The sequence below is a fragment of the Agromyces tardus genome, assembly GCF_003710805.1.
Lineage (GTDB): Bacteria > Actinomycetota > Actinomycetes > Actinomycetales > Microbacteriaceae > Agromyces > Agromyces tardus.
Window position 1 is genome coordinate 1 of record NZ_RHHB01000014.1, and the last position, 16,910, is coordinate 16,910.

Consider the following 16,910-nt stretch of genomic DNA (forward strand, 5'->3'; position numbering starts at 1 on the left):
GCGCGCCCGCTGGCCCGGCGCCCGGGCCGCCCGCGCGCTCTGGGTGGCGGGCACCCGGCCGTGGCGCGCCGCGGAGGTCGTCGCCGGGCTCCCACGCGCCGAACAGGTGCTCGTGGTCGGCGTGCCCGCGGTGCTGATCGCCGCGAGCCGCGGCATCCAGACCTGGTTCCTCGCGCCCTCGCACCTCGTGGTCACGCTCGGCGCCTGGCTCGTGTTCGTGCTCGTGCTGCTGCTCGTGCTGCGGAGGCGATCCGCGTGGCCGGTGCTCGCCGCGCTCGGCGGAGCCGCGAGCCTCCGGGTCGCCCTGCTGCTCGTCGTGCTCGCGCCCACCGGCCCGGGCGGATACTGGTTCGACTTCTGGACGAACCCGCTCGCGCGCTCGGCCTACATCACGATCGCGTTCGCGGCGTTCGGCTGGGTGATCGTGGCGGGCGCCTGGGCCCTCGCGATCGAGCTCGGCGCGCGACGGGCGCTGGGCGGGGTCGTCGCAGCGGTCGGGGCGGTGCTCGCGGTGTTCGGTGCGCTCATCGGTGCGATCGGAGTCGAGGCGGCACTCACGGCGTGGAACGACGAGATGGGCCTGCTGCCGTGGGGACTCTCGCGGATCCTCGGCATCACCGTGTACCTCGACATCCCCGTCGACACGGCGTGGGTCGCCGCGGCCGCGGGCGCCGTGCTGGTCGTCGTCGGGATGCTGCTCGCGCTGCCCGGGCGGCGCCGACGCGCGGTCGCGACGACCTGAGCGACCGCTGCGCTCGCCGGGGCAGCCGTCGGGCGCGCAGCGAGGCGGCATCCGTCCATCGTGGGGTGGGCGGATGCCGCGGTCTCGCGTGGCGACTCGGTCGTCAGACCCTGGCGGCCTTGAGTTCCCTGCCGTGCACCGTGAGGGCGTAGATCACGAGGATGTCGAGCGTGATCACGATGATCGACCACCACGGCTGCAGCGGGAGCACCATGAGCTGGCTGAGGCCGTTGAAGGCCGCCAGCACGATCGCGACGACCCGTGCCCACGTCGCGCCGCTGAACAGCGCGATGCCGACGAGGATCAGCACGGCGCCGAAGATGACGTGCCACCATCCCCAGCCCTGGACGTCGAAGACGACCAGCTGGCTGTCGGTGACGACGAAGTAGGAGCTGCCGGGCTGGAAGATCGCGATGAACCCGTAGATGAGGTCGATCGCGCCGGCGATGATCAGCAGGATGCCGGCGAACCAGCCCCACCCGACCCAACCGGTGACCTGCGTGTCACTCATGTCAACACTCTTTCGCTCGATGCTGCGCCGGGCGCCCCTCGCGCCGGCGGTGGTGCTGTGCGTCAAGCTATCGCCGCCGCCGAGCGGGTGCGCGGGCCATTGGTCCCGCCCGGATGCCGCACCGGTCGGCGACACTGGCGTCATGACCGATCCCGTGCCGCCGTACTCGGGGATCGAGGGGCTGTGGAACGCGGACCCGATCGAGCTGGCAACGATGCTCTTCCGGCAGGTCTTCGCGCCCCGCTACGCCGAGGTGCTGCCGCGTCGGGGAGTCGGCTCGCTCGAGGAGGACCTCGCGGCGCTCGCCGGCATCCAGCTGCCGTCGATGCGGATGTACGGCACGCCGCCCGGCTCGACGCTCCTGCAGCTCGGGCTGGAGTGCGTGCTCATCTGGGAGCGCGCGGGCATCGCGGCACGCGAGTCGCACGGCACGAACCTCAACGTCGAGCACCAGGTGATCATGCTGCGCATGGGCACGACGGTGCTGCAGTCGGCCGACCCCGAGGCGACGGTACGCCGGCTCCTCGGTCGCTGAGACCGTCGGGCGGATGCCGCATCCGCCCGGGTTTGGCTCACCCTCCGGCGTCGCATACACTTGGTGAGGTTGTTGAAGTCAGCCAAGATTCCCTGCGCCTGTTTTCGGGTCTGAACGCCTGAACGGAGCGCGCAGGGGGCGGGCTTCGACCCCGTGGAACACGGTTCGCCGGGTTCCATAGGGCGGTGGCTCAATTGGTAGAGCAGCGGTCTCCAAAACCGCAGGTTGCAGGTTCGAGTCCTGTCCGCCCTGCGAGCCGGCAGCGAATGCCGGCCCATGAAAGGTGTACGAGGTGGCTCGGAAAGTACTCGACGAACCCAGCGAGGACGTCGTCGCCAACGCGAGGCGCGACAGCGCTGCGCGTCGGAACCCCTTCGCTCGGATCGCCCTGTTCATCCGGCAGGTCATCGCCGAGCTGAAGAAGGTCGTCACTCCGACGCGCAAGGAGCTGTTCAGCTTCACGGGCGTGGTGCTGGTCTTCGTGATCATCATGATGGCCATCGTCTGGACCCTCGACCAGTTGTTCGCAACGCTGGCGATCTGGGTGTTCGGACAGCCGGGGGTCTGATCGGGCCATCGTCCCGATACCCGCCGCGACGAATCGGCGCGGCAGAAGAGAAGGATTGAGAAGTGTCGAAGATCGAACGTGACGACGCCGACTGGGCGACCGCTGCAGAGCTGTCGTCCGAGGAGGACGAGGCGCAGGAGGGCAACGCGCTCGAGCACGACGAGCTGTCGTCGGCTCCCGCCGAGCACGGCGCCATGCACGTCGTCGACGACGAGGGCAACGACATCGACCTCGATGCCGTCCTCGACGCCATCGCCGAGGCGAGCGACCCCGAGGCCGACGCGATCGTCGACGACGCCCTCGAGATCGACTCCGTCGAGGAGGCCGACGCGGCCCTCGAGGCCGTGACCGAGGAGGAGGAGGAGGCGGAGCACGACCCCTACGAGTCGTTCCGCAGCGAGCTCCGGTTCCTCCCCGGCAAGTGGTACGTCATCCACTCCTATGCGGGCTTCGAGCGCCGCGTGAAGGCGAACATCGAGCAGCGCCGTGAGTCGATGGCCATGGCCGACTACATCTTCCAGGTCGAGGTTCCGATGGAAGACGTCGTCGAGATCAAGAACGGCCAGCGCAAGATGGTCACCCGCGTGCGCATCCCCGGCTACGTGCTCGTGCGCATGGACCTCAACGAGGAGAGCTGGTCGGTCATCCGCCACACTCCGGGTGTCACCGGCTTCGTCGGCAACGCGCACAACCCGACCCCCCTCCGCTTCGAGGAGGCCTTCGGCATGCTGAAGAGCCTCGTCGAGATCAAGGACGTCGCTCCCGCCAAGGGCGCGAAGGCCGGCGCCGCCACCGGTGCCGCCCGCCAGATCCCCGCCGAGGTCGACTTCGAGATCGGCGAGACCATCACGATCAAGGACGGCTCGTTCGCGGGCCTGCCCGGCACGATCAGCGAGATCAAGCCCGAGAGCGGCAAGCTCACCGTGCTCGTCTCGCTCTTCGAGCGCGAGACCCCGGTCGAGCTCAGCTTCGACCAGGTCACCAAGCTCTAGACCTCCCAGACAGGGCGCAGCAACCCTCCGGTACCATCGGAGGGTTGTGCTGCGTCAGCACAGACCACCGCCTCCCGGAACCGCCGGGTATGCGGGAGAGTGCCCCGGCACGGGGCGTTCGAACAGAAAGAGAGAAATCATGGCACCGAAGAAGAAGGTCACGGGTCTGATCAAGCTTCAGATCAAGGCCGGCGCCGCCAACCCCGCACCGCCCATCGGTCCGGCGCTGGGTCAGCACGGCGTCAACATCATGGAGTTCTGCAAGGCGTACAACGCGCAGACGGAGTCGCAGCGCGGCAACGTGATCCCCGTCGAGATCACCGTCTACGAGGACCGCTCGTTCACCTTCATCCTGAAGACCCCGCCCGCCGCGGAGCTCATCAAGAAGGCCGCCGGCGTCGCCAAGGGCTCGGGCGTCCCGCACACCACCAAGGTCGGCAAGCTGACCCAGGCGCAGGTGCGCGAGATCGCCGAGGCGAAGATGGTCGACCTCAACGCGAACGACCTCGACGCCGCCTCGAAGATCATCGCGGGCACCGCCCGTTCGATGGGCATCACGGTCGAGTAATCGCCTCGGGTCCACTTCCGTCGGTCGAGGAGCGCGAAGCGCGTATCGAGACCTGCCGGATCGAGGCTCCGAGCGGATGCCGCGGCATCCGCTCACCACAGAACTCTCATTCGTGGCAGCGCCCGCCAGGCGCGATGACCACACTCTCGCAAGGAGAACCAACATGGCACAGAAGTCCAAGGCCTACCGGGCCGCGGCCGAGAAGATCGAGGCCGGCAAGTACTACACCCCGAGCGAGGCCGTCGCCCTCGCCAGGGAGACCGGATCGGCGAAGTTCGACTCGACCGTCGAGGTCGCGCTGAAGCTCGGCGTCGACCCCCGCAAGGCGGACCAGATGGTGCGCGGCACCGTCATCCTCCCGCACGGCACCGGCAAGACCGCCCGCGTCATCGTGTTCGCGACCGGCCCCGCGGCCGAGGCCGCGATCGCAGCGGGCGCCGACGAGGTCGGCGGCGCCGAGCTCATCGAGAAGGTCGCCGGCGGCTACACCGCGTTCGACTCGGCGGTCTCGACCCCCGAGCTCATGGGCCAGGTCGGCCGCCTCGGCAAGGTGCTCGGCCCCCGCGGCCTCATGCCGAACCCGAAGACCGGCACCGTGACCCCCGACGTCGCGAAGGCCGTCTCGGAGATCAAGGGCGGCAAGATCGAGTTCCGCGTAGACAAGCACGCCAACGTGCACTTCGTCGTCGGCAAGGCCTCGTTCACGCAGGACCAGCTCGAGGAGAACGCCAAGGCCGCCCTCGAAGAGGTCGTGCGTCTCAAGCCGTCGAGCGCCAAGGGCCGCTACATCCAGAAGGGCGCCGTGTCGACCACGTTCGGCCCCGGCATCCCGCTGGACGTCAACGCCATCTAGTACCGCTGGTCGAGGCGCGCCGACGGCGCGACTCGAGACCACGAAGGGGCCCGCCGGTTCGCCGGCGGGCCCCTTCGTCATGCCCGCGGTGAAGTGCCGGCCACTCCCGCGCGCCGGGAGCGGGAGTTCACGCCCACGTCACCGCCCGCACACCTGCGGGCAAGCAGACCACCTCCCGCCGCTCGTAGCGTTCGAGTCGACCACGCAACACGCGATTCGAAGGAGTTCTCCGTGCGTACGCAGATCATCGCCGGCGCCGTCGGCGCCACCGCGCTGCTGGGCCTCGGCACCGCGGCCCACGCCGCGACCGGCCCGATCGATTTCGAGCCGATCGCGGGCTCGGCCTACGGCCAGGCATCCGCCGACTGGGACGAGCCCTACCTCGTGCCCGAGGGCTACACCCAGACCCTCGTGAAGGACGAGTCGGTGCTCGACGTCTACCCCGGCACCGCCGACCTCCACGACATGAACACGCAGAACGAGACCGGCTACCAGGCGGGCCGCTACCTCTACAACACGTACGAGGTCGGCTCGAACGGCGCCCTGGCCGTGACCGACCTGCAGACCGGCGAGGCCGAGGTCATCGCGCGCGACGCCGACTTCGGGTTCGAATGGAACCGTCTCGACGGCATCCGCTGGACGCCGTGGGGCACCCTCCTCTTCGACGAGGAGACCGCCGGCGGCCACGTCTACGAGGCGTTCTTCGCGAAGAACGACCCGACGACGATCGTCGACGTCGAGGAGCGCTCGGAGATCGGCATCCTGCGCCACGAGGGCATCGACGTGGGCGCCGACGGCTCGGTCTACGTGATCGACGAGCTCAACGGCGGGTCGATCTACCGCTTCGTGCCGACGGTGCGCGGCGACCTCTCGGCCGGGCAGCTCTACGCCCTCAAGCTGACCGGGCTCGGCGACGCCGAGCAGCTGTGGAACTCGTCGACCTTCGGCCAGAAGGTCGGCGCGTTCGAGTGGGTCGCGCTCGACCAGTCGGCGGTCTCGGTCGACGCGGATGCCGCGGCCAACGCCGTGCACGCCACCGAGTTCGGCCGCCCGGAGGACGTCGAGATCATCGGCCGCACGCTCTACGTGGCGAACACCTCCGAGGACCGCGTCATCGCGATCGACCTCGCCAAGCAGACGGTCGCGACCTTCGTGCAAGCGGGCGTCAACGTTCCCGTCGAGGTGAAGAACGTGACGACGGGCTTCAACAACCCGGACAACCTCGCCGAGGGCCCCGACGGCGCGCTCTGGATCGTGGAGGACAACGATTTCTCCGACATCTACCGCGCGAGCAAGGACCTCGACAGGGACGGCGCCGCCGACTCCGTCGAGCTCTTCGGATCGCTGAAGGACGAGGGCGCCGAGACCACGGGCATCTATTTCGGCCAGGACCCGAAGGTGATGTTCGTCTCGGTGCAGCACCCCGACAAGCCGCTGGCCGACGGCATCTGGGCGATCAGCAAGTAGTACGGGTCGAGGAGCGCCGCGGGCGCGACTCGAGACCGAGAGGGGCCCGCCGGTTCGCCGGTGGGCCCCTCGTCCCGAGGCAGCGACCTCACCGGGTGGAGACTGTGAGGGGGAGCCGACCGTCGACCGGCGGGTGGCCCACGCCGCGGCATCCGACGGGAGGCGTGCTCATGCGCAGGCGCACCTTCGTCGCCCTCGTGGTCTCCGCGGCAGCGGTCGGCGTCATCACCGTCGTCGGCGCGGCCGGCGTCCGCGCGTTCATGGGGCGAGAGGACCCCACCGCCGCGACCACGGCTCCGCCGCGGGCCGTGTCGGCACCCGGCTTCGAGCCCCTTGCCGCGTCGGCCTACGAGCAGGAATCCCAGGACTGGGACGTGCCCTACCTCCTGCCCGACGGATACATCCAGACTCTGGTCTCCGACGAGACCACGCTCGACGTGTACCCGGGCGCGCCCGACCTCCACGACATGAACGCGCTGAACGAGTCGGGAGTCGACGCGGGCCGCTACCTCTACAACACCTACGAGGTGGCCACCCACTCCGTGCTCGGTGCGACCGACCTGCGTACCGGGGCATCGAAGGTCATCGCCGACGGTGCCGACTGGGGCTTCGACTGGCGGCATCTCGACGGCATCCGCTGGACGCCGTGGGGCACCCTCCTGTTCGACGAGGAGACGCCCGGCGGCCACGTCTACGAGGCTGTCCTCGCCGACGGCGACCCCTCGACCATCGTCGACGTGCGCGAGCGTCCGCAGGTCGGCGCCCTGCGCCACGAGGGCATCGACGTGGGCGCCGACGGCGCCGTCTACGTGGTCGACGAGCGCGACGGCGGGTCCATCTTCCGCTTCGTGCCCGACGTGCCCGGTGACCTCTCCGCCGGCACCCTCTCCGCCCTCCGGCTCACCGCGCTGGACGACGCCGCGCAGGCCTGGGACCCGGACGCCATCGACCGGAAGGTCGGCGCGTTCGAGTGGGTGGCGCTCGACCGGGCCGCGGTCGCGTCCGACGCGGATGCCGCCGCGAACTCGGTCGCGGCCACCGAGTTCGGTCGCCCCGAGGACGTGGAGATCATCGGCGAGACGCTCTACGTCGCGAACACCTCCGAGGATCGCGTGATCGCGATCGACCTCGCCGAGCGCACCGTCTCGGGCTTCGTGGAGGCCGGCGTCAACGTGCCGGTGGAGGAGGAGGGGGTCGTGACGGGACTGCGGTTCCCCGACAACCTCGCGGAGGGACCCGACGGCGCACTCTGGATCGTCGAGGACAACGCGTTCTCGGACATCTACCGAGCGGCCCCCGACCGCGACGGCGACGGGCGCGCCGACCGGGTCGATCTCTTCGGCTCGCTCGTCGACCAGGGCGCCGAGAGCACCGGCATCACCTTCGGTACGGACCCGATGGTCGTCTACGTGTCCGTGCAGCACCCCGACAAGCCGTTGGCCGACGGGATCTGGGCGATCACCCCTCGTCGGTGATGACGCCGGTCTCCTCGCTCTCGACGATGAAGTGCTCGGAGCCGAGCACCGCCGCGAGCTCCCTGCCCGCGTCGATCGCCTCCTCCCTCGACCGGAAGCTCTGCGAGAGCTCCTCGCCGCCGATCACGCGGTTGACCCACTGGCCCCGCTTCGAGAGCGTCTCGACGTCTCCGTCGTGCATGGCCGGTCCTCCCTCCACCGCGTGCGCGGGGACGCGCGCGCGGTGCCACGAGTCAACCAGTTCGCGCCGCCCGCGGGAAGGCGTCGGCGGACGCCGGCGATCGGGTGGACGCCGCGTCGCGGCATCCGCTCAACCCGTGACGTGGAAGCCGCGCTCGCCCGTGGGCGGCACCTCGGTCGTGCTGATCGAGGTGACGTTCGCGCCCGGCGGCCCCTCGTCGAGCCAGCCGAGCATCGCGTCGACGGCGGCCTCGTCGCCCTCGATCTCGGCCTCCACCGCTCCGTCGACGCGGTTGCGGATCCAGCCCGAGACGCCGAGGCGCTGCGCCTCGGCCCGCGCGTAGTAGCGGAAGCCGACGGCCTGCACGAGGCCGTGCACCGTCACATGCGTCCGGATCATGAGACCCCCTCACCTCGAGGGTAGGACCTCGAGGGCCCCCGCGCACGGATGCCGCGGCGCGCCGCCCGCGCGTAGCATGGCGCCCATGGGGGAGATGACGGACTACATCGCGGGTCTCGACGAGCCCGACCGCTCCGCGATGGCGGAGGTGCACCGCGCGGCGCTCACGCTCGTGCCCGACGCCGTCGAGGGCGTGAGCTACGGGATGCCGGCGCTGCGCTATCGCGAGCGGCCATTGCTCTCGGTCATGCAGGCGAAGGGGCACATCGGGCTCTACCCCTTCAGCCCCGCCGTGGTCGCTGCGGTGTCCGACGAGCTCGGGGGCTACTCGTTCTCGAAGGGCACGATCCGCTTCACGGCCGACCACCCGCTGCCCGACGGGCTCGTCGACCGCATCGTGGCGCTGCGCCGCGACGAGATCGACGCGGCATCCGACCGGTGAGCGACGACCGGCGGTACGACACCGACACGCCCGGTCTCGGCCGTGTCGTCGACGACGCGCTCGCCGAGGCGCTGCACGAGGTCGCCGCGAGCGTGGGCGACGGCGCCGTCGCCGACTACATCCCGGAGCTCGCGCTCGCCGACCCCGGCGCCTTCGGAGTGTCGATGGCGAGCGTGCTCGGCCGGGTCTACGGCGCCGGCGACCGGGCGGCGCTCTTCACGATCCAGTCGATCTCGAAGCCGTTCGTCTACGCGCTCGCACTCACCGAGCTCGGCCCCGACGAGGTGCTGCGGCACGTCGGCGTGGAGCCGAGCGGCGAGCCGTTCAACGCGATCAGCCTCGACGATTCGGGGCGCCCGGCGAACCCGCTCATCGGGCGCCATCGTGACGACCTCGCTCATCCCCGCGGCCGACGCCGACGAGCGGTACGCGCGGGTGCGCGACGTGCTCTCGCGGTTCGCCGGCCGCGAGCTCGACCTCGACGACGACGTGTACCGGTCGGAGGCGACCACGGGGCACCGCAACCGGGCCCTGGCGGGGCTCACTCTCGCGGCGGGGGTGCTCGGCACCGACGACGTCGACGACGCGACCGATCCGTACTTCCGGCAGTGCTCCCTGCTCGTGAGCGCGACCGACCTCGCGCTCATGGGCGCGACGCTCGCGAACAACGGGGTGCATCCGCTCACGCGCGAACAGGTGGTCGACGCGCGGGTCGCGCGCGACACCCTGTCGCTCATGGCGACGTGCGGCATGTACGACCGGTCGGGCGCGTGGGTGTTCCGGGTCGGGATGCCGGCGAAGTCGGGCGTCGGCGGCGGCATCGTCGCGGTGAAGCCCGGCGAGTTCGGCGTCGGCGTGTTCAGCCCGCCCCTCGACGCCGCGGGCAACAGCAGCCGCGGCGTGGCGCTGCTCGAGCTCCTCTCGGAGCGGTCGGGCCTGCACATGTTCGACCACACCGCCGCGCCGCCGTCGCCGATGGGCGACATCACCGTCGGCGAGGCCGAGGCCGAGGTCACGATGGCCCTCCGAGGCGAGCTCGACTTCGTCGCGATGGAACAGGTCGTGCACGACGCCCGCCGCCTGGTCGAGTTCACGGGCGCCACGACGCTGCGCCTCGACCTCGAGGCGGTGACGCGCGTCGCCCCGGTCGCCGAGCGGCTGCTGCGGGCGATGGTGCAGGTGGCGGATGCCGCGGGCCTGGCGGTGCTCGTCGTGAACCGCCCGGCGGGCGCGCCATGAACCCCTCCACCTCGCTCGACGCGGGGCGTGCGGCCGCGGCGGATCGGCGCTGGGCCGACGCCTACGAGCGACTCGCCGGGGTCGAGGCGACCGAGGGGCTCGCGGCATCCGACCTCGAACTGCTCGCGACCGCGGCGCTCCTGCGCGGCGAGCCCCAAGCCGCGGTCGACGCGCTGTCGCGCGCATACGAGCGTCACCTCGCGGATGGGAACACCGCGGGCGCCGCGCGCTCGGCGGGCTGGCTCGCGCTCGACCTCATCGAACTCGGGGACTTCACGCGAAGCGTCGTCTGGGCGGCACGGGGAATGCGGCTCGTCAACGCGATGCCGGAGCCGGGCGCGCTGGCCGGATTCGTGCGGCTGGCGCCGGCGGTCGGGCAGATGGGCAGTGGGGATCCGGGCGAGGCGCGGCATCGGTTCGAGGAAGTCCTCGCGATCGCCGAGCGCCACGAGGACGGCGAACTCGTCGCCCTCGCGATGCTGGGCCTCGGGAAGTCGCTGATCGAGGTCGACGCGATTCCCCAGGGGTTCGCGTGCTTCGACCGCGCCATGGCCTCGGTCGCGGCCGGCGAGGTCGCGCCCGTCCCGACGGGCGTCATCTCGTGCGCGGTGATCTCCGATGCGATCATGGCGTTCGACCTGGAACGTGCCACCGAATGGACGAGCGTGCTCGATCGGTGGTGCCGCGATCAGCCCGAGCTCATCACGTTCAGCGGCCAGCGCCACGCGCTCGAGGCCGGGCTGATGCTGCTGCGCGGCGCGTGGGCGGAGGCGTCGACCGCTGCGGAGCTCGCGCTGTCGCGCTTCCGCGCGGGCGACTACCGGGCCGTCTACGGCGCGCCCTACCAGCTCGCCGAGCTCGCGCGATTGCGCGGGGCCTTCCACTCCGCCGAGGAGTCGTACCGTCGGGCCGGTGAATCCGGGTGGGAGCCGGAACCGGGGCTGTCCCTGCTGCAGCTCGCCGTCGGGAGGACGCGACGCGCGCAGGACGAGATCCGACGCAGCGCCGCCGGCGCCGACCCGTTCACCCGTCGGTACCTGCTGCCCGCGATCGTGGAGATCGAGGTCGCCGCCGGTGATCTCGACGCCGCCCGCCGTGGCGTCGAGGAGCTCCGCGCGGCCGAGCTCGGTGCTCCCACTCCGATGCTCGCCGCGACGGTCGCTGCCGCCGAGGCACGGATGCTGCTCGCCTCCGGCGACGCCGCGGCGGCGCTCGACGCAGCGCGCACCGCAGCGCACGCGTGGCAGGCGCTCGACGCTCCATACGAACGAGCTCGGAGCAGGGCCTCCGCAGGACGCGCACTGATGGAACTCGGTGATCGCGATGCCGCACTCGCCGAGTTCCGGGCCGCACGCGAGGTGTTCCTCGCGCTCGGCGCGGATCCCGCCCTGGCGGAGCTCGCAGAGGTGATGGGCGACCGTCGCGCCGGGGTGCTCACGGCTCGCGAGGTCGAGGTGCTGCGACTGGTGTCGACGGGGCTCACCAATCGGGCCATCGGCGAGCGGCTCTCGCTCAGCGAGAAGACCGTGGCCCGGCACCTCAGCAACATCTTCGGCAAGCTCGGGCTCTCGACGCGGGCTGCGGCGACCGCCTACGCGTACGAGAACGGTCTCGTCTGAACGCGGTCGTCGACCCCGCTGCGTCCACGGACTGCACAGAATGACCCATACGCCTCGCACGGCGAAGATGGACGCTTCGGTCGACGCGGCGAGCGGATGCCGCGCCTACCGTTTGGGCATGGACATCCCACTGATCGCCGGCACGGTCTCGACCGTGGTGTTCGCGGTCAGCAACCTGCCGATGCTGCGCAAGGCGCTGCGCACGCGGGACGTCTCGTCGTACAGCCTGTCGAGCGTCGTGATGATCAACGCCGCCAACGCGGTGTACTCGCTGTACGTCTTCAGCCTCCCGGTCGGCCCGATCTGGGTGCTGCACACGTTCTACCTCGTCTCGTGCGCGATCCTGCTCGTGCTGTGCCTTGCCCAGCGCCGCATGGCCGCATCGAGGACGACCGAACGCAGACGCCCACCCGAGCACCGTGCGGTGCCGGATGGGCGTCTGCGCGTGCGCGACCGCTAGTTGTTCTTGACCGGTTCGGCCGCCGCGGTGCGCGAGGGGTGCGAACGCAGGCGCTCGGCCACGTCGATCGCGTCGCCGGCAGGTGCGTCGGAGAGGCGGTCGGGTCGCGCCACGAAGAGGTACACGAGCCCGGTGCCGAGCACGATCCCGAGGCCGATCAGCACGATCCAGTCGGTGACGGGGTCGCCCGAGGTGCCGGGAGTCGCGAGGAGGATCATCGCGAACACGCCGTAGGCGAGTGCCGCGAGGTTCACGACCATGCCCCATCGGCCCAGCGAGAAGGGACCCGCCGGCTTCCAGCCGCGGAAGCGCTGGCGCAGCGACGCGAGCACCACCATCTGGAATGCGACGTAGATGCCGAGCACCGCGAACGCCGTGACCGGGTAGAGCAGGTCGGCGTTGAGCCACACGAGCACCGCGATGAGCGCGGGAACGGTGCAGGCCACGATGAGGGCGTTCGCCGGTACCTTGCTGCCCTCGGTCACCTTCGACAGCCAGCGGTGTCCGGGGAGCATGCCGTCGCGGGCGAAGGAGAACAGCAGGCGGCTCGCCGCAGCCTGCAGGCTGAGCACGCAGGAGAGGAACGCCGTGATCGCCACGATGAGGAAGAGCTTCGCGCCCACCGGCCCGAGCGTCGACTCGAGGATCGCGGGGATCGGGTCGGCGTCCTCGCCGGAGACGATGGCCTGCAGGTCGGGGGCCGCGAGCACGTAGCCGCCGAACGAGAACAGCGCCGAGACGCCGCCCACGAGGATGGTGAGCACCATCGCCTTGGGGATGCGGCGGGCCGGGTTCTCGACCTCCTCGGCGACGTCGCCGCACGCCTCGAAGCCGTAGAACAGGAACAGGCCGGCGAGCGCCGCGCCCATGAACGCCGTGATGTAGCTGCCGTCGCCCTCGACGCCCATCGTGTCGAAGAAGATGCCGAAGTCCTGCTTGCGCTGGAAGATCAGCAGGTAGAGGCCGAGGCCGATGACGCCGATGAGCTCGGCGGCGAGGCCGATGCGGGCCACGCGGCCCAGCCACTTGGTGCCCGACAGGTTGATCAGCAGGGCGATGAGCAGGAGCCCGAGCGTGATCCACAGCGTGGAGTCCGCCGTGTGCTCGATGCCGAAGAGGCTCGCGGCGAAGCCGGAGCCGTACTCGGCGACGGCGGTGATCGTGACGATCATGGCCCAGATGTAGACCCAGGCGGCCATCCACGCGTAGCGGCGACCCCACAGGCGGCGGGCCCACGGGTAGATGCCGCCGTGGATCGGGTACTGCGACACGACCTCGCCGAACACGAGGGACACGAGCAGCTGCCCGGCGCCCACGATGACGATCCACCAGATCGAGGGCGGGCCGCCCACGGTCAGCGCGAGCGCGAAGAGGGAGTACACGCCGACGAGCGGGGAGAGGTAGGTGAAGCCGAGGGCGAAGTTCGCCCAGAGGCTCATGGAACGGTTGAAGGAATCCTCGTAACCGAGGACCTGGAGGTGCTCGCCGTCGCCGAGATCGGCGGGCTTGGCGGGTTCGGACATCGTGACCTTTCGGATCGTCATTGATCGCGTCCGCCACCCCCGGACGCCAGTCGATTGCGTCAGCTTGCCATACCTTCGGGCGCTATAGCTATAGCACCAGATGATTATTTTGCGGGGGCGCCGCGCACGAGAAACGCCGGTCGAGTAGCGCAGCGTATCGAGACCGTGGATGGGGGTCTCGATACGCGCTGCGCGCTACTCGACCGGCGACGGTGCGGTCGGGAAGACGCCGGTCGAGTAGCGCAGCGTATCGAGACCGCGACGGCGGGTCTCGGGTCTCGATACGCGCTTCGTGCTACTCGACCGGCGGGGTGCGTCAGCCGATGCGGATCATCTTCTTGTTGACGAACTCGTCGGCGCCGAAGCGGCCGAGCTCGCGGCCCGAACCGGAGCGCTTGATGCCGCCGAAGGGCAGCTCCGCGCCATCCGCCAGCACGACGTTCACGAACACCATGCCGGCCTCGATCGCGTTCGCGACGCGGTCGGCCTGCTCGGCGTCGGTCGTGTAGACGTACGAGCCGAGGCCGAACGGGATGTCGTTGGCGATGCGCACGGCGTCCGACTCGTCGGACGCGCGGTAGACCTGGGCCACCGGGCCGAAGAACTCCTCCTTCGACGCGGGGTTGTCTGACGCGACATCCGTCAGCACCGTGGTCTGGAAGAACGCGCCGTCACGGGTGCCGCCGTGCACGAGCTTGGCGCCGTGCTCGACCGCGCGCTTGACCTGCTCCTCGAGCCCTTCGGCCGCGCGGAGCGACGAGAGCGGGCCGAGCGCCGAGTCCGACGAGGTCGGGTCGGTGGCCTCGACCTCGGCGATCTTCGCGGTGAACTTCTCGAGGAAGGGCTCGTAGAGCTCGTCGATCACGATGAAGCGCTTGGCCGCGTTGCACGACTGGCCGCTGTTGTCGAGGCGTGCGTCGACCGCGTTCTGCACGGCCGTGTCGAGGTCGTCGGTCGAGAGCAGGATGAAGGGGTCGGAGCCGCCGAGCTCGAGCACGACCTTCTTGAGGTGGCGTCCCGCGATCTCGGCGACCGCGGCGCCGGCGCGCTCGGAGCCCGTGAGCGAGACGCCCTGCACGCGCGGGTCGGCGATGACGGTCTCGATCTGCTCGTGCGACGCGTAGATGTTCACGTAGGCGCCCTCGGGGAAGCCGGCATCGTGGAAGATCTGCGCGATCGCCGCGGCCGACTCGGGGCACTGCTCGGCGTGCTTGAGCAGGATCGTGTTGCCGATGATCAGGTTCGGACCGGCGAAGCGGGCCACCTGGTAGTACGGGAAGTTCCACGGCATGACGCCGAGCAGCACGCCGAGCGAGCTGCGGCGGATGACCGCCGAGCCCTCGCCCGCCAGCAGCTGCACCGGCTCGTCCTTGAGGAAGTCGGCCGAGTGGTCGGCGTAGTACGCGTAGATGTCGCCCGCGAAGTCGGCCTCGGCGAGCGCCTGCTCGATGGGCTTGCCCATCTCGCGCACGATGATCTCGGCGAGCTCCTGGCGGCGCTCGACGTGCAGCTCGCCCACGCGGCGGATGAGCGCGGCGCGCTCCTCGACGGTGGTGGACTTCGACCACGTGCGGTGCGCCTCGGCGGCCGAGGCGATGGCCGCCTCGAGCTCGGCGTCGGAGATGGTCGGGTACGTCTTCAGGACCTCACCGGTCGCAGGGTTGGTGACGGCATAGCTCATGGGGTTTCTCCTTCTCGGGGTGCACACGCGCCAGAGCCTCGTCTGCCTCGGTGCATACGCTCGTCGTTCAAAGATATAGCATCGGATGATTTATTTCGACACGGATGCCGCAGGCTCCACGAGCACGCGGAACGGCGTGCCGGGGCACGGCTCGGCGTGGGCCCACCCGGCCGCGAGCTGCCCGACCTGCAGCGTCGGCTCGGTCGACAGCACGACGCGTCCGGCCTCGTTCACGAGCGCGAGCGGCTCGGGCACGTCGAGGAACGCGGCGAGGAGCTCGCGCTCGAGGCGGCGCACCGCGACATCCGCCCCGACGACCCCGACCATACGGGCGTCGCCGTCGTCGCCCGCGCCGCGCGCGTGCACCGGCATCGTGAGCGTCAGGATGTAGTCGCACGTGCAGAGGTGGTCGACGTAGGGCCCCGTGACGTGCGCGTGCCGGGTCGTCGCGGGGATGGCGTACCACTCGAGGGCGCGGAAGTCGCGCAGGTACTCGGTGTAGCCGCGCGTCGTGAGGTCGAGGCGCGTGGGCTCCGTCGTCGAGCCGAGCACGGGGTTCGCCTCGAGCGGGCCGAGCCACCACGCGAAGTGCACGTCGCGCCCCCGCACGATCTCGCCGTCGGCGATGAAGCCCGCGCCCACGAGCAGGGGGTCGGGCTCGACGATGCGCGGCAGCACGAGCTCGGCGACCGTTGCGTCGAGGTCGGCGGGGCGCACCTCCGCCGAGGACGCGATCACCTGCTCGATGGGGGTGCGCCATGCGGCGAGCTGGTCGAACACGCTCGTGAACACCGCGCTCACGGCGGCGGCGACCTCAGGCACTGATCGGCTCATCGAGTGCACCTCCCCGCTCGACGCGCGACTTGGCGGCGAGGAGGTGCTCGGACAGACCGCGCACGAGCCCGCCCGCGGCATCCCGCGCCTTCGCCGGCCGGTGCGCCGTGACGGCGCGCACGATCGCTCGGTCGCTGGCGATGATCGTGGTGCGCGCCCGCTCGTCATCGAGGCCGAGCAGCAGCAGCGGGCCGAACTCGGCCTGCAGCCGGATCTGCTCGCGCACGAGCCGCGCCGACTGGCTGAGCACGGCGAGCTCGAGGAAGAACCCGCCCTGGTTGGTGCGAGCGGATGCCGCGGTGCCGAAGTCGGCTGCGGCGAGCCACGCGCCGAGGCGCTCGCCGTCGCCCTCGGCGGCACGCTCCGCCGCGCGTTCGGCGACGGCCGCGAGGATCGCGCCGAAGTACACGGCCATGTCGCTGAGCTCGACCTGGGCGAGCGCGCGCAGGCGCGAGGTGATGAGCGAGCGGTGCTCCGCGTCATCCGCCACCACGAAGCTGCCGCCGTCTCGGCCACGGCGGGTCTCGACGAGGCCGGCCTCGCGCAGGATGCCGAGGCCCTCGCGCACGGTGATGAGCGCCACGCCGAATCGGCGGGCGAGCTCGGGCTCGCTGGGGAGCCGCTCGCCGGGGTGCAGCACGCCGAGCACGATGCCGTCGGTGAGGCGCTGCGCGACCTGCTCGGCCCGCCCGGTGTCGGCCAGCTGGGCGAACACGGCCTCGCGCGCGCCCGGCCCCACCCTCGACTCCATGCGATCAGGCTAGCCCCTCGAATGGGGCCCGAGTGGCGGTTCGCGAAAAAATCATTCAGTATGGGAGGAA

17 protein-coding genes, 1 tRNA gene and 2 pseudogenes are annotated in these 16,910 nt (G+C 70.7%); 13 read left to right on the forward strand and 7 right to left on the reverse strand.

What is annotated here, in order from left to right; all coding sequences use genetic code 11:
- Window positions 1-742: pseudogene (locus tag EDM22_RS19535) on the forward strand (hypothetical protein); the annotation flags it as partial.
- 103 nt (window positions 743-845) lie between these two features.
- Here EDM22_RS19535 and EDM22_RS09210 read toward each other — a convergent pair.
- Entirely contained in the window at window positions 846-1,253 is a 408-nt protein-coding gene (locus EDM22_RS09210; protein ID WP_122936769.1) for a DUF7144 family membrane protein, read from the reverse strand.
- A 142-nt stretch (window positions 1,254-1,395) separates the two neighbouring features.
- Between EDM22_RS09210 and EDM22_RS09215 the strand changes: the two genes are divergently transcribed.
- The 8 genes from EDM22_RS09215 (at window position 1,396) to EDM22_RS09250 (ending at window position 7,711) form a co-directional block, all read left to right on the forward strand.
- Entirely contained in the window at window positions 1,396-1,788 is a 393-nt protein-coding gene (locus tag EDM22_RS09215; protein ID WP_122936770.1) for a hypothetical protein, read from the forward strand.
- A 179-nt stretch (window positions 1,789-1,967) separates the two neighbouring features.
- A tRNA-Trp gene (locus EDM22_RS09220) sits at window positions 1,968-2,040 on the forward strand.
- 40 nt (window positions 2,041-2,080) lie between these two features.
- Window positions 2,081-2,356 carry a preprotein translocase subunit SecE gene (gene secE / locus EDM22_RS09225; protein WP_122936820.1) on the forward strand — a complete coding sequence of 92 codons (276 nt, stop codon included), beginning with the start codon at window positions 2,081-2,083 and terminating at the stop codon, window positions 2,354-2,356.
- Between the two features lie 62 nt (window positions 2,357-2,418).
- Window positions 2,419-3,348 carry a transcription termination/antitermination protein NusG gene (nusG, locus tag EDM22_RS09230; protein ID WP_122936771.1) on the forward strand — a complete coding sequence of 310 codons (930 nt, stop codon included), beginning with the start codon at window positions 2,419-2,421 and terminating at the stop codon, window positions 3,346-3,348.
- Between the two features lie 139 nt (window positions 3,349-3,487).
- Window positions 3,488-3,916: a 50S ribosomal protein L11 gene (gene rplK / locus EDM22_RS09235; RefSeq protein ID WP_055863240.1), complete on the forward strand. Its 429-nt coding sequence runs from the start codon at window positions 3,488-3,490 to the stop codon at window positions 3,914-3,916.
- A gap of 163 nt (window positions 3,917-4,079) precedes the next feature.
- Complete coding sequence (gene rplA, locus EDM22_RS09240) at window positions 4,080-4,769, forward strand: 50S ribosomal protein L1 (RefSeq protein WP_122936772.1); 690 nt, start codon at window positions 4,080-4,082, stop codon at window positions 4,767-4,769.
- A gap of 231 nt (window positions 4,770-5,000) precedes the next feature.
- Window positions 5,001-6,236, forward strand: coding sequence for an alkaline phosphatase PhoX (locus EDM22_RS09245; RefSeq protein ID WP_245989292.1), 1,236 nt, complete (start codon window positions 5,001-5,003; stop codon window positions 6,234-6,236).
- 170 nt (window positions 6,237-6,406) lie between these two features.
- Window positions 6,407-7,711, forward strand: coding sequence for an alkaline phosphatase PhoX (locus tag EDM22_RS09250; protein WP_212591923.1), 1,305 nt, complete (start codon window positions 6,407-6,409; stop codon window positions 7,709-7,711).
- On the opposite strand, the gene EDM22_RS09255 is transcribed toward EDM22_RS09250, so the two are convergent.
- Together EDM22_RS09255 and EDM22_RS09260 are read right to left on the reverse strand one after the other, a co-directional pair.
- On the reverse strand, window positions 7,695-7,892 hold the full coding sequence (locus EDM22_RS09255) for a DUF2188 domain-containing protein (RefSeq protein WP_122936773.1): 198 nt from the start codon (window positions 7,890-7,892) through the stop codon (window positions 7,695-7,697). The genes EDM22_RS09250 and EDM22_RS09255 overlap by 17 nt on opposite strands.
- Window positions 7,893-8,021: 129 nt before the next feature.
- Window positions 8,022-8,291 carry an acylphosphatase gene (locus tag EDM22_RS09260; protein ID WP_122936774.1) on the reverse strand — a complete coding sequence of 90 codons (270 nt, stop codon included), beginning with the start codon at window positions 8,289-8,291 and terminating at the stop codon, window positions 8,022-8,024.
- 85 nt (window positions 8,292-8,376) lie between these two features.
- On the opposite strand from EDM22_RS09260, the gene EDM22_RS09265 reads away from it, so the two are divergent.
- The 4 genes and pseudogenes from EDM22_RS09265 (at window position 8,377) to EDM22_RS09280 (ending at window position 12,051) form a co-directional block, all read left to right on the forward strand.
- Window positions 8,377-8,733 carry an iron chaperone gene (locus EDM22_RS09265; RefSeq protein WP_122936823.1) on the forward strand — a complete coding sequence of 119 codons (357 nt, stop codon included), beginning with the start codon at window positions 8,377-8,379 and terminating at the stop codon, window positions 8,731-8,733.
- Window positions 8,734-8,891: 158 nt separating this feature from the next.
- Window positions 8,892-9,972 (forward strand): annotated as a pseudogene (gene glsA, locus EDM22_RS09270) (glutaminase A).
- Complete coding sequence (locus EDM22_RS09275; protein WP_122936775.1) at window positions 9,969-11,591, forward strand: LuxR family transcriptional regulator; 1,623 nt, start codon at window positions 9,969-9,971, stop codon at window positions 11,589-11,591. Before glsA ends, EDM22_RS09275 begins: the two are co-directional and overlap by 4 nt.
- Before the next feature lie 118 nt (window positions 11,592-11,709).
- Complete coding sequence (locus tag EDM22_RS09280; protein WP_245989293.1) at window positions 11,710-12,051, forward strand: hypothetical protein; 342 nt, start codon at window positions 11,710-11,712, stop codon at window positions 12,049-12,051.
- Here the strand turns inward: EDM22_RS09280 and EDM22_RS09285 are convergent.
- From EDM22_RS09285 to EDM22_RS09300, 4 genes are all read right to left on the reverse strand, one after another.
- Entirely contained in the window at window positions 12,048-13,595 is a 1,548-nt protein-coding gene (locus EDM22_RS09285; RefSeq protein ID WP_170964075.1) for an APC family permease, read from the reverse strand. The genes EDM22_RS09280 and EDM22_RS09285 overlap by 4 nt on opposite strands.
- 295 nt (window positions 13,596-13,890) lie before the next feature.
- Window positions 13,891-15,255 carry an NAD-dependent succinate-semialdehyde dehydrogenase gene (locus tag EDM22_RS09290; protein WP_122936776.1) on the reverse strand — a complete coding sequence of 455 codons (1,365 nt, stop codon included), beginning with the start codon at window positions 15,253-15,255 and terminating at the stop codon, window positions 13,891-13,893.
- Window positions 15,256-15,345: 90 nt separating this feature from the next.
- On the reverse strand, window positions 15,346-16,089 hold the full coding sequence (locus tag EDM22_RS09295) for a PDC sensor domain-containing protein (RefSeq protein WP_138708058.1): 744 nt from the start codon (window positions 16,087-16,089) through the stop codon (window positions 15,346-15,348).
- Window positions 16,070-16,840 (reverse strand): FadR/GntR family transcriptional regulator, encoded by a 771-nt coding sequence (locus tag EDM22_RS09300; protein WP_122936778.1) that lies wholly within the window; start codon window positions 16,838-16,840, stop codon window positions 16,070-16,072. The genes EDM22_RS09295 and EDM22_RS09300 overlap by 20 nt, the downstream gene beginning before the upstream one ends.
- Window positions 16,841-16,910: the final 70 nt, after the last annotated feature.